We start from the raw sequence: 12,333 nt of genomic DNA on the forward strand, positions 1-12,333 counted from the left end.
CGTAAGGACGTACATGTTGGGCTGCTATGAGTTTGGGTTGATGGCCACAACTGACTGCGAATCGCCCCATGAAATGCGCACCGCCGCAGGCTTCCATAGCCAGGGTGCAAGGGGGCAGTTGAGCAATGAAGGCAAAAACCTGAGCGCGTGAAACCTTGGCACGGAACAGGTGGCGCCCGCGGTTATCTTGACCGTAGAAGTGGAAGCAGTTTTTGCCTAGATCCAAGCTGGTAATAGCAAGATTGTCAGTATTCATGGCGGCGGTCTCCGGTAGATCCCCCAGTGAAAGCTTAGCTTTCACTGGGGGAGGTCTGAGAGGACCATTTCATTAGGGGTGGCTGTGTGTTTCTGAAGATTGGGCAAATCGCAGGCAAACAAAAACGCCCGGCATCTAGCCGGGCGTCTTGTATTGACTTGTTAGCGAGCGCGGTAAGTGATGCGCCCTTTGCTCAAGTCATAGGGCGTCAGCTCGACGCGCACTTTGTCACCGGTAAGAATACGAATGTAGTTCTTGCGCATCTTGCCGGAGATATGCGCGGTTACGACGTGCCCATTTTCCAACTCCACACGAAACATGGTGTTGGGCAGGGTGTCGACGACAGTGCCTTCCATTTCGAAGCTGTCTTCTTTCGACATGCAGTAAAGCCCTCGGTGTCCAGTGAATGGCCCGGTGCAACTGCGCCAGGCAAAAGCGGCGTGCATTGTGCCCGAAAAAGGGGGTTCAAGCCAAGGGGTTCTAGCTTTTAAGCCAAAGGCTTCTAACTCAGGACGACCCACCGCTGGTTAATCAGCAATTCGATAGGCCGATATTGGGTCTTGTAGTTCATTTTCTTGCAGTTCTTGATCCAGTAGCCCAAGTACACCGCTTCCAGCCCCAGGCGCCGGGCTTCGTTGATTTGCCAGAGAATGGCGAAGCGCCCCAGGCTGCGCCGTTCTTCTTGCGGCTCATAGAAGGTGTAGACCGCTGAAAGGCCGTTGGGCAGCAGGTCCGTGACAGCGATGGCGACCAGTCGCCCCTCCAGCCGGAACTCATAGAAGCGGGAAAACGGCAGGTCGCGCACCAGGAAGGTCGAGAACTGATCCCGGCTGGGCGGGTACATGTCGCCATCGGCATGGCGTTGTTCGATGTAGCGTTGGTACAGGTCGAAGTATTCCTCGGTGAACTGCGGCTTGGCCGGGCGGACCTGAAGGTCGGCGTTGCGCTTGAAAATGCGTTTCTGCTGGCGATTGGGTAAAAATTGCGCCACGGGAATGCGCGCCGGGACGCAGGCGTTGCAATGTTGGCAATGGGGCCGGTAGAGGTGATCGCCACTACGACGGAAGCCCATTTCCGACAGGTCTGCGTAGACATGCACATCCATGGGCTGGCTAGGGTCGAGGAACAGCGTCGTGGCCTGCTCCTCCGGCAGGTAACTGCAAGAGTGGGGCTGAGTGGCATAGAACTTCAAGCGCGCCAACTCGGTCATGATCGGCCCTCGGAATAAGCTTTGGATTTAATTGTAAGCCAGGAGCGCGAATGTCGCTCAGCAAACCCATGTTGCCTGGTTGGGCAGGTCCAGATGTGCCTTTAGATAGCCCGCAAATTCGCTGCGTGGAATCGACCGAGCGCCCAGGCTGTGCAGGTGTTCGGTGGGCATCTGACAGTCGATCAGCACGAAACCGGCGGCCTTGAGGTGTTGGACCAGGGTGGCGAAGCCGAATTTCGACGCATTGTCGGCCCGGCTGAACATGGACTCGCCAAAAAACAACTGGCCCATGGCCAAGCCATACAGGCCGCCCACCAGCCTCCCCTGATCCCAGACTTCGACCGAATGAGCGAAACCGCGTCGGTGCAGTTCCCGATAAGCGGTTTGCATGGCGTCGGTGATCCAGGTGCCCTCGGCATAGTCTCGCGGCGCCGCGCAGGCCTGGATGACCGCGGCAAAATCCCGATCGAACGTCACTTCATAGCGCTGCTTGCGCAACAGTTTGCCCAGGCTGCGGGATATGTGCAGTTCGTCGGGGAACAACACCGTGCGTGGATCCGGCGACCACCACAGGATCGGTTGCCCCTCGGAAAACCATGGGAAGCAGCCGTGGCGGTAGGCCTGGATCAGCCGGTCGGCGGATAGATCGCCACCGGCGGCCAATAATCCGTTGGGATCGCGCATGGCTTTTGCCAGTGGCGGAAATTCGAGGCTGTTGCGTTGTAACCAGGTCAGCATGGGTGTCCGGCTTTCGTGGAAGGGGAGGGCGGCAGATGCGGGGCTCGCCCGTCAGCGAGCACCCGCCTGGAAGGTTAACCGTCAAACGGCAGGGATGTCATCGAGATACTTCTCCGCGTCGAGTGCGGCCATGCAGCCGGCGCCAGCGGAGGTAATCGCCTGGCGATAGACATGGTCGGCCACGTCGCCTGCGGCGAATACGCCTTCGATATCGGTCGCGGTGGCGTTGCCTTCGCTGCCGCCGCGCACGAGCAGGTAGCCGTCGCGCATCGTCAACTGGCCCTGGAACAGATCGGTATTGGGTTTATGGCCGATGGCGATGAATACCCCGGCGAGGGACAAGGTGCTGGTTTCGCCGGTCTCGCTGTGCCGCAGGCGCGCGCCGGTCACGCCGCTGGCGTCGCCCAGGACTTCATCCAGGTTCTGGTTCCAGTGCAGCTTGATATTGCCGCTGGCGGCCTTTTCGAAGAGTTTGTCCTGGAGGATTTTCTCGGCGCGCAGCTTGTCGCGGCGGTGAATCAGGTGCACTTCCCTGGCGATGTTCGACAGGTACAGGGCTTCCTCGACCGCGGTATTGCCGCCGCCGACGACCGCTACCACCTGGTTGCGATAGAAAAAGCCATCGCACGTCGCGCACGCCGAAACCCCTTTGCCGGCGAAGCTTTCTTCCGAGGGCAGCCCCAGGTACTGGGCCGAAGCGCCGGTGGCAATGATCAGCGCATCGCAGGTGTAGATGCCGCTGTCGCCGATCAATTCGAAGGGGCGCTGCTGCAACTTGGCGGTGTGGATATGGTCGTAGACGATCTGCGTGTCGAAACGCTCGGCGTGCCGTTGCATGCGCTCCATCAGTACCGGGCCGGTCAGGCCTTCGACATCGCCGGGCCAGTTATCGACTTCCACGGTGGTGGTGAGCTGGCCACCGGCCTGCAGGCCAGTAATGACAACGGGTTTGAGGTTGGCGCGGGCGGCATAGACAGCCGCGCTGTACCCCGCAGGGCCGGAACCCAGAATGATCAGGCGTGAATGCTTCGCTTCGCTCATAAAAACACCTCATAAGCCTTTGTCACAAAAGAGAATGCATGGTCCAATTGGCGCAGACAAACCCGTACAATGCCTGGGTTTTGAACGCGGGAGGGGCTAAAGATCAACATTTTCGGCCACGCCTGCAGTTTTCTGGATGCACCTCACAGTGGTAAAAGTAGTACCGGTTGTGCACATTCACTTTTTTACCTGCTCGTCATGGGCAGTTTTTTATAGTCATTCAACAGATGGACGCGCCATTGGCGCAGGAAAAGAAGCGTTTTGAAGAAATCCACCGCAGCACCCAAACCAGTCGTTCCGCTCTGGCGCCAGCAACTGCACTACCGGCTCAAGGAAGGTGCATTGATCGCCATCGGCGCCCTGTGCCTGTTCCTGATGATGGCCCTGCTGACCTACGGCAAGGACGATCCGGGCTGGAGCCATAACAGCAAGATCGAGGACGTGCAGAATTTCGGCGGTCCGGCCGGTTCCTACAGCGCCGACATCCTGTTCATGGTGCTGGGCTATTTCGCCTACATTTTCCCGTTGCTGCTGGCGATCAAGGCCTACCAGATCTTCCGCCAGCGCCACGAGCCGTGGCAGTGGAGCGGCTGGCTGTTCTCCTGGCGCCTGATCGGCCTGGTGTTCCTGGTGTTGTCGGGGGCCGCGCTGGCCCATATCCATTTCCATACGCCCACCGGTTTGCCGGCCGGGGCGGGTGGCGCGCTGGGGGAAAGCCTCGGCGACCTGGCCAGGAACGCCCTGAACATCCAGGGCAGTACATTGTTGTTCATCGCCCTGTTCCTGTTTGGCCTGACGGTATTCACCGACCTGTCCTGGTTCAAGGTCATGGACGTCACCGGCAAGATCACCCTCGACCTGATCGAATTGATCCAGGGCGCCATGAACCGCTGGTGGGCGGCGCGCACCGAGCGCAAGCAACTGGTGGCGCAATTGCGTGAAGTCGACGACCGCGTCCACGACGTGGTGGCCCCGACGACGCCGGACAAGCGTGAGCAGGCCAAGGTCAAGGAACGCCTGATCGAGCGTGAGCAGGCCTTGAGCAAGCACATGTCCGAGCGCGAGAAGCAGGTGCCGCCGGTCATCACCATGGCCCCGGCCAAGCCGCCGGAGCAGAGCAAGCGGGTGCAGAAAGAGAAACAGGCGCCGCTGTTCGTCGACAGCGCGGTGGAAGGCACCTTGCCGCCGATCTCGATCCTGGACCCAGCGGAAAAGAAACAACTCAATTATTCCCCCGAATCCCTGGCGGCCGTCGGCCATCTGCTGGAGATCAAGCTCAAGGAGTTCGGGGTCGAGGTGTCGGTGGATTCGATCCACCCGGGCCCGGTGATTACCCGCTACGAAATCCAGCCCGCCGCCGGCGTGAAGGTCAGTCGCATCGCCAACCTGGCGAAGGACCTGGCGCGTTCCCTGGCCGTGACCAGCGTGCGGGTGGTGGAAGTGATTCCCGGCAAGACCACCGTGGGCATCGAGATTCCCAACGAAGACCGGCAGATCGTGCGTTTCTCCGAGGTGCTGTCGACGCCTGAGTATGACAACCACAAGTCGCCGGTCACCCTGGCCCTGGGCCACGACATCGGCGGCAAGCCGGTCATCACCGACCTGGCGAAGATGCCCCACCTGCTGGTGGCCGGTACTACCGGTTCCGGTAAGTCGGTGGGCGTGAACGCGATGATCCTGTCGATTCTGTTCAAGTCCGGCCCGGAAGACGCCAAGCTGATCATGATCGACCCGAAAATGCTCGAACTGTCGATCTACGAGGGCATTCCGCACTTGCTGTGCCCGGTGGTCACCGACATGAAGGACGCCGCCAACGCCCTGCGCTGGAGCGTCGCCGAGATGGAGCGCCGCTACAAGCTGATGGCGAAGATGGGCGTGCGCAACCTGTCGGGCTTCAACGCCAAGGTCAAGGAGGCCGAAGAGGCCGGTACGCCATTGAGCGACCCGTTGTATCACCGCGAGAGCATCCACGACGAAGCGCCGCTGCTGCACAAGCTGCCGACCATCGTGGTGGTGGTGGACGAATTCGCCGACATGATGATGATCGTCGGCAAGAAGGTCGAAGAACTGATCGCCCGTATCGCCCAGAAGGCCCGTGCGGCCGGTATCCACCTGATCCTCGCCACGCAGCGGCCATCGGTGGACGTGATCACCGGCCTGATCAAGGCCAACATCCCGACCCGCATGGCGTTCCAGGTATCGAGCAAGATCGACTCGCGGACCATCATCGACCAGGGTGGCGCCGAGCAGTTGCTGGGGCATGGTGACATGCTCTACATGCCGCCGGGCACCAGCCTGCCGATTCGTGTGCACGGTGCGTTCGTTTCCGATGACGAAGTGCACCGCGTGGTGGAAGCCTGGAAGTTGCGTGGCGCCCCAGAATACAACGACGACATCCTCAACGGTGTCGAAGAAGCCGGCAGCGGTTTCGAGGGCAGCAGTGGCGGCGGTGACGACGACGCTGAAACCGATGCGCTCTATGACGAAGCGGTGCAGTTCGTCCTGGAGAGCCGCCGGGCCTCCATTTCCGCCGTCCAGCGCAAGCTGAAGATTGGCTACAACCGCGCCGCCCGCATGATCGAAGCCATGGAAATGGCCGGGGTGGTGACGGCCATGAACACCAACGGTTCGCGCGAAGTGCTGGCGCCGGGCCCGATGCGCGACTAATGACCCGGGCGGCCTGCCAAAGCGCCGCTCGAACCCCCACGACTTCATGAGGACTCCCATGCGCCTGATTCGCATGTTGCTGTTGCCCGTACTGGCCTTGTCTACCTTGTCGGCCCACGCCGGCGAAAAGGACGTGGCTCGCCTGACCCAATTGTTGGAAACATCCAAGACGCTGACCGCGCGCTTTTCCCAGCTGACCCTGGATGGCAGCGGCACCCAACTGCAGGAAACCGCCGGTGACATGGCCCTGCAGCGTCCGGGCCTGTTCTACTGGCACACCGATGCGCCGGCCGAGCAACTGATGGTGTCCGATGGCAAGAAAGTCTCGCTGTGGGACCCGGACCTGGAACAGGTGACCATCAAGACCCTCGACCAGCGCCTGACCCAGACGCCGGCCTTGCTGCTGTCGGGTGACATTTCCAAGATCAGCCAGAGCTTCGACATCACCTCCAAGGAAGCCGGTGGGGTGATCGACTTCACCCTCAAGCCCAAGACCAAGGACAGCCTGTTCGATAGCCTGCGCCTGTCGTTCCGCAACGGCCTGGTCAACGACATGCAACTGATCGACAGTGTTGGCCAGCGCACCAATATCCTGTTCACCGGGGTCAAGGCCAACGAGTCGATCGCCGCGTCCAAGTTCAAGTTCGACATCCCCAAGGGTGCCGATGTGATCCAGGAATAAGACGCCTACCCTGTGGGAGCGGGCTTGCTCGCGAATGCGGTATCGCATTCAGCATCAGTGTTGACTGACACACCGCATTCGCGAGCAAGCCCGCTCCCACCAGGTGATCTGCATCAGCCCCCAGCGGAGGTTTTGTAGTAATCATGGACCTGTTTCGAAGCGCCCCGATTGCCCAGCCACTGGCGGCTCGCCTGCGCGCGACCAACCTGGATGAGTACGTCGGCCAGGAACATGTGCTCGCCCGCGGCAAGCCTCTGCGCGAGGCCCTGGAGCAGGGCGCGCTGCACTCGATGATCTTCTGGGGGCCGCCGGGCGTGGGCAAGACCACCCTGGCGCGGCTGCTGGCGGAAGTCTCGGACGCTCACTTCGAAACGGTGTCGGCAGTGCTGGCCGGGGTCAAGGAAATCCGCCAGGCGGTGGAAGTGGCCAAGCAGCAGGCTGGGCAGTACGGCAAGCGCACGATCCTGTTCGTCGACGAAGTGCACCGGTTCAACAAGTCCCAGCAGGACGCATTCCTGCCCTACGTGGAAGACGGCACGCTGATTTTTATCGGTGCCACCACCGAAAACCCTTCGTTCGAACTCAACAACGCGTTGCTCTCGCGGGCACGGGTTTATGTGCTCAAGAGCCTCGACGAGACGGCGATGCGCAAGCTGGTGCATCGGGCGCTGACCGAGGAGCGCGGCCTGGGCAAGCGGCATTTGAGCCTCAGCGATGAAGGCTTCCAGATCCTGTTTTCAGCCGCCGATGGCGATGGCCGGCGCTTGCTCAACCTGCTGGAAAACGCCTCGGACCTGGCCGAAGACGACAGCGAGATTGGCGTCGAGCTGCTGCAAAGCCTGCTGGGCGATACCCGGCGCCGTTTCGACAAGGGCGGCGAGGCGTTCTACGACCAGATTTCGGCGTTGCACAAATCCATCCGTGGTTCCAACCCCGACGCGGCCCTGTACTGGTTTGCGCGCATGATCGACGGCGGTTGCGATCCGCTGTACCTGGCGCGGCGCGTCGTGCGCATGGCCAGCGAAGACATCGGCAATGCCGACCCCCGGGCCCTGAGCCTGTGCCTGGCGGCATGGGACGTGCAGGAACGCCTTGGCAGCCCGGAAGGTGAACTCGCCGTGGCCCAGGCCATCACTTACCTGGCCTGTGCGCCGAAGAGCAACTCCGTGTACATGGGCTTCAAGGCGGCGATGCGCAGCGCCACCGAGCACGGCTCCCTCGAAGTGCCGCTGCACCTGCGCAACGCGCCGACCAAGCTCATGAAGCAACTGGGCTATGGCGAAGAATACCGTTATGCCCATGACGAGCCGGACGCCTATGCCGCCGGCGAAGATTATTTTCCCGATGAACTCGAACCCCAGCGCTTCTACCAGCCAGTACCGCGGGGCCTTGAACTGAAGATCGGCGAGAAGCTCAACCACCTGGCACAACTGGATCGCCTGAGTCCACGACAGCGGAGAAAATCTTGATCCCCCTGATACTTGCCGTTTCCGCTGGCGGCATCGCCGGCACGTTGTTGCGTTTCGCCACGGGCAACTGGATCAACGCAAATTGGCCCCGGCACTTCTATACCGCGACGCTGGCCGTTAATATCGTGGGCTGTCTGCTGATCGGCGTTCTATACGGTCTGTTTTTGATTCGCCCGGAAGTGTCCATCGAGGTGCGGGCCGGGCTGATGGTTGGCTTTCTCGGCGGCCTGACGACTTTTTCATCCTTTTCACTGGATATGGTGCGCCTGCTGGAAAGCGGGCAGGTGCCGCTGGCCCTGGGCTATGCGGCCATCAGCGTATTCGGCGGGCTGCTCGCCACCTGGGCCGGCCTGTCCTTGACCAAACTTTGATAACGAGAGACCGACATGCTCGATTCCAAACTGTTACGTAGCAACCTCCAGGACGTAGCGGACCGCCTGGCTTCCCGTGGCTTTGCCCTGGACGTCGCGCGCATCGAAGCGCTGGAAGAACAGCGCAAGACCGTCCAGACCCGCACCGAGGCCCTGCAGGCTGAACGTAACGCGCGCTCCAAGTCCATCGGCCAGGCCAAGCAGCGTGGCGAAGACATCGCGCCGCTGATGGCCGATGTCGAGCGCATGGCGGGTGAGTTGAGCGCGGGCAAGGTCGAGTTGGACGCGATCCAGACCGAGTTGGATTCGATCCTGCTGGGCATCCCGAACCTGCCGCACGAATCGGTGCCGGTCGGTGAAGACGAAGACGGCAACGTCGAAGTGCGCCGTTGGGGCACGCCGACAACCTTCGATTTCCCGGTGCAGGACCACGTGGCCCTGGGCGAGAAGTTCGGCTGGCTGGACTTCGAAACCGCCGCCAAGCTGTCGGGCGCCCGTTTCGCCTTGCTGCGCGGGCCGATTGCGCGCCTGCATCGCGCCCTGGCGCAGTTCATGATCAACCTGCACGTCACCGAACACGGTTACGAAGAAGCCTACACCCCGTACCTGGTCCAGGCCCCGGCGCTGCAGGGCACCGGTCAGTTGCCGAAGTTCGAGGAAGACCTGTTCAAGATCAGCCGCGATGGCGAGGCCGACTTGTACCTGATCCCGACCGCCGAAGTGTCGCTGACCAACATCGTGGCCGGCGAGATCGTCGACGCCAAGCAACTGCCGATCAAATTCGTCGCCCACACGCCGTGCTTCCGCAGTGAAGCCGGGGCGTCGGGCCGTGATACCCGCGGCATGATCCGCCAGCACCAGTTCGACAAGGTCGAGATGGTCCAGATTGTCGAGCCGTCGAAATCCATGGAAGCGCTGGAGAGCCTGACCGCCAACGCCGAGAAGGTCCTGCAACTGCTGGAACTGCCGTATCGCACCCTGGCGCTGTGCACCGGCGACATGGGCTTCAGCGCGGTCAAGACCTACGACCTGGAAGTCTGGATTCCGAGCCAGGATAAGTACCGCGAGATTTCGTCGTGCTCCAACTGCGGCGACTTCCAGGCCCGCCGCATGCAAGCGCGTTTCCGCAACCCGGAAACCGGCAAGCCGGAACTGGTCCATACCCTCAATGGCTCCGGCCTGGCGGTGGGGCGTACCCTGGTGGCGGTGCTGGAGAACTACCAGCAGGCCGACGGTTCGATCCGTGTGCCCGAGGTGTTGAAACCCTACATGGGCGGCATCGAGGTCATCGGCTAAATGGACTATTTGCCACTGTTCCACAACCTGCGCGGCAGCCGCGTGCTGGTGGTCGGCGGCGGGGAGATTGCCTTGCGCAAGTCCCGCCTGCTGGCCGATGCCGGCGCGTTGCTGCGGGTGGTCGCACCCGACATCGAACCACAGTTGCGGGATCTGGTCAGTGGCAGCGGCGGCGAGTGTGTCCAGCGCGGTTACCTTGAGTCGGATCTGGACGGTTGCGGGCTGATCATTGCCGCCACCGACGACGAACCGCTCAATGCCCAGGTCTCGGCCGACGCCCACAAGCGTTGCGTGCCGGTCAACGTGGTGGATGCGCCGGCCCTGTGCAGCGTGATCTTCCCGGCGATCGTCGACCGCTCGCCCTTGGTGATCGCGGTGTCTAGTGGCGGCGACGCGCCGGTGTTGGCGCGGCTGATCCGGGCCAAGCTGGAAACCTGGATTCCCTCGACCTATGGGCAGTTGGCCGGGCTGGCAGCGCGTTTTCGCAATCAGGTCAAGCAACTGTTTCCCGATGCCCAGCAGCGCCGGGCGTTCTGGGAAGAAGTGTTCCAAGGCCCGATCGCCGACCGCCAACTGGCCGGGCAGGGTGGCGAAGCCGAGCGCTTGCTGCGGGAAAAGATCGACGGCCAGGCGCCGAACGCGCCGGGCGAAGTCTATCTGGTGGGGGCCGGGCCGGGTGATCCGGACCTGTTGACCTTCCGCGCCTTGCGTTTGATGCAGCAGGCGGATGTGGTGCTGTACGACCGCCTGGTGGCGCCGGCGATCCTCGAACTGTGCCGGCGCGACGCCGAGCGCATCTACGTTGGCAAGCGCCGCGCCGAACACGCCGTGCCCCAGGACCAGATCAACCAGCAATTGGTCGACCTGGCCCGCCAGGGCAAGCGCGTGGTGCGGTTGAAGGGCGGCGATCCGTTCATCTTCGGCCGTGGTGGCGAGGAGATCGAAGAGCTGGCGGCCCATGGCATCCCGTTCCAGGTCGTTCCGGGCATCACCGCCGCCAGTGGTTGTGCGGCCTACGCCGGGATCCCGCTGACCCACCGCGACTACGCCCAATCGGTGCGTTTCATCACCGGCCATCTCAAGGACGGCACCAGCGACTTGCCATGGGCCGACTTGGTGTCGCCGGCGCAGACGCTGGTGTTCTACATGGGCTTGGTCGGCCTGCCGATGATCTGCGACGAGCTGATCAAGCACGGTCGCGCGGCGGATACGCCAGCGGCGTTGATCCAGCAGGGCACCACGTCGAACCAGCGGGTCTTTACCGGTACTTTGGCGGACTTGCCACGGCTGGTGGCCGAGCATGAGGTGCATGCGCCTACGCTGGTGATCGTTGGGGAAGTGGTGCAGTTGCGCGAGAAACTGGCCTGGTTTGAAGGGGCTCAGGGGCAGGTCTAGAGACCGCGTTGCGCCCTTCGCGAGCAAGCCCGCTCCCACATTTGATTGCGTTCAGCCGAAGAATTAAGGCTTACACCGATCCAATGTGGGAGCGGGCTTGCTCGCGAAGAGGCCCTCAACTGCAATAAGGATCCCGGATCAATCCCGGGTCCCAAGCCAGATCCCTTTCCCACTCAACCTTTCCCGATCATGGGCGACCGTGAAGTCCTGCTTCGGCCCCTTGGGCACGATCCCGTTAGGGTTGATGGTCTTGTGGCTGCCGTAGTAATGGCCCTGGATATGGGTGAAGTCCACGGTTTCGGCAATGCCCGGCCACTGGTACAGCTCTCGCAGCCAGTTCGACAGGTTCGGATAATCGGCGATGCGCCGCAGGTTGCATTTGAAGTGACCGAAATACACCGCGTCGAAACGGATGATCGTGGTGAACAGGCGGATATCCGCCTCGGTCAGGTATTCGCCAGCCAAGTAGCGTTTGGTCGCAAGCAAGGTCTCCAGCCGGTCCAGTTCGGCGAATAAACCGTCGAACGCTTCTTCGTAGGCCGCTTGGGTGGTGGCGAATCCGGCGCGATACACGCCGTTGTTGACCGTCGGGTAGATCCGCTCGTTCAAGGCATCGATATCGCGGCGCAGGTGCTCGGGATACAGGTCCAGGTCGTTGCCCGTCAAACCATCGAAGGCACTGTTGAACATGCGGATGATTTCCGCCGATTCGTTGTTGACGATGCGCTGCTGGCGTTTGTCCCACAGCACTGGCACCGTGACGCGGCCGGTGTAGTCCGGCGTGTCGGCGGTGTAGCGCTGATGCAGGAATTGCAGAGAGTCGAGTTTGTCGCCTGTGGAGCCGTGGGCCTTGTCGAAGGTCCAGCCGTTTTCCAGCATCAGGTAGCTGACCACCGAGACATCGATCAGCGCCTCCAGGCCCTTGAGCTTGCGCACGATCAGCGTGCGGTGGGCCCAGGGGCAGGCCAGGGAGACATACAAATGGTAGCGCCCGGCCTCGGCGGCAAAGCCGCTCTCGCCCGAGGGGCCGGCGCTGCCATCGGCGGTCACCCAATGACGGCGCTGCGCCTGTTCGCGCTGGAAGGTGCCGTCCTTGCTTTCATACCACTGGTCCTGCCAGCGGCCCTTGACCAACAAACCCATCTGGATATCCTCGCTCAATCATCATTGGAGGCGAGTCTATTCCCATAGGTTCGAACTAAAAGCGC

General features: G+C 61.9%; 11 protein-coding genes and 1 pseudogene. 6 read left to right on the forward strand and 6 right to left on the reverse strand.

Features of this window, described 5'->3' with window-relative positions; genetic code table 11:
• The 5 genes and pseudogenes from BLO80_RS30060 to trxB form a co-directional block, all read right to left on the reverse strand.
• Positions 1 to 256: pseudogene (locus BLO80_RS30060) on the reverse strand (IS110 family transposase); the annotation flags it as partial.
• Between the two features lie 161 nt (positions 257 to 417).
• Entirely contained in the window at positions 418 to 636 is a 219-nt protein-coding gene (gene infA, locus BLO80_RS12090) for a translation initiation factor IF-1 (protein ID WP_002553999.1), read from the reverse strand.
• A gap of 122 nt (positions 637 to 758) precedes the next feature.
• A complete protein-coding gene (locus BLO80_RS12095) occupies positions 759 to 1,466 on the reverse strand; it encodes an arginyltransferase (RefSeq protein ID WP_092167139.1) in 708 nt (235 codons plus the stop codon).
• Positions 1,467 to 1,523: 57 nt separating this feature from the next.
• A complete protein-coding gene (gene aat, locus BLO80_RS12100; RefSeq protein WP_092328221.1) occupies positions 1,524 to 2,204 on the reverse strand; it encodes a leucyl/phenylalanyl-tRNA--protein transferase in 681 nt (226 codons plus the stop codon).
• 81 nt (positions 2,205 to 2,285) lie between these two features.
• On the reverse strand, positions 2,286 to 3,245 hold the full coding sequence (gene trxB, locus BLO80_RS12105) for a thioredoxin-disulfide reductase (RefSeq protein ID WP_092328219.1): 960 nt from the start codon (positions 3,243 to 3,245) through the stop codon (positions 2,286 to 2,288).
• 261 nt (positions 3,246 to 3,506) lie between these two features.
• Between trxB and BLO80_RS12110 the strand changes: the two genes are divergently transcribed.
• From BLO80_RS12110 to cysG, 6 genes are all read left to right on the forward strand, one after another.
• A complete protein-coding gene (locus tag BLO80_RS12110) occupies positions 3,507 to 5,912 on the forward strand; it encodes a DNA translocase FtsK (protein ID WP_092328218.1) in 2,406 nt (801 codons plus the stop codon).
• Between the two features lie 58 nt (positions 5,913 to 5,970).
• Entirely contained in the window at positions 5,971 to 6,594 is a 624-nt protein-coding gene (gene lolA / locus BLO80_RS12115; protein ID WP_092328216.1) for an outer membrane lipoprotein periplasmic chaperone LolA, read from the forward strand.
• A 143-nt stretch (positions 6,595 to 6,737) separates the two neighbouring features.
• Entirely contained in the window at positions 6,738 to 8,063 is a 1,326-nt protein-coding gene (locus BLO80_RS12120) for a replication-associated recombination protein A (RefSeq protein ID WP_092328215.1), read from the forward strand.
• Positions 8,060 to 8,434, forward strand: coding sequence for a fluoride efflux transporter CrcB (gene crcB / locus BLO80_RS12125; protein ID WP_092328213.1), 375 nt, complete (start codon positions 8,060 to 8,062; stop codon positions 8,432 to 8,434). The genes BLO80_RS12120 and crcB overlap by 4 nt, the downstream gene beginning before the upstream one ends.
• A gap of 15 nt (positions 8,435 to 8,449) precedes the next feature.
• Positions 8,450 to 9,730: a serine--tRNA ligase gene (gene serS / locus BLO80_RS12130; RefSeq protein WP_025213005.1), complete on the forward strand. Its 1,281-nt coding sequence runs from the start codon at positions 8,450 to 8,452 to the stop codon at positions 9,728 to 9,730.
• The gene (cysG, locus tag BLO80_RS12135; protein ID WP_092328212.1) at positions 9,731 to 11,125 is read left to right on the forward strand and encodes a siroheme synthase CysG; all 1,395 of its coding nucleotides are present in this window, start codon (positions 9,731 to 9,733) and stop codon (positions 11,123 to 11,125) included.
• A gap of 138 nt (positions 11,126 to 11,263) precedes the next feature.
• Here the strand turns inward: cysG and BLO80_RS12140 are convergent, their stop codons facing one another.
• Positions 11,264 to 12,268: a glutathione S-transferase family protein gene (locus tag BLO80_RS12140; RefSeq protein WP_092328210.1), complete on the reverse strand. Its 1,005-nt coding sequence runs from the start codon at positions 12,266 to 12,268 to the stop codon at positions 11,264 to 11,266.
• Between the last annotated feature and the right edge of the window lie 65 nt (positions 12,269 to 12,333).

It is taken from the genome of Pseudomonas sp. NFACC56-3, from assembly GCF_900100025.1.
Lineage (GTDB): Bacteria > Pseudomonadota > Gammaproteobacteria > Pseudomonadales > Pseudomonadaceae > Aquipseudomonas > Aquipseudomonas fluorescens_AA.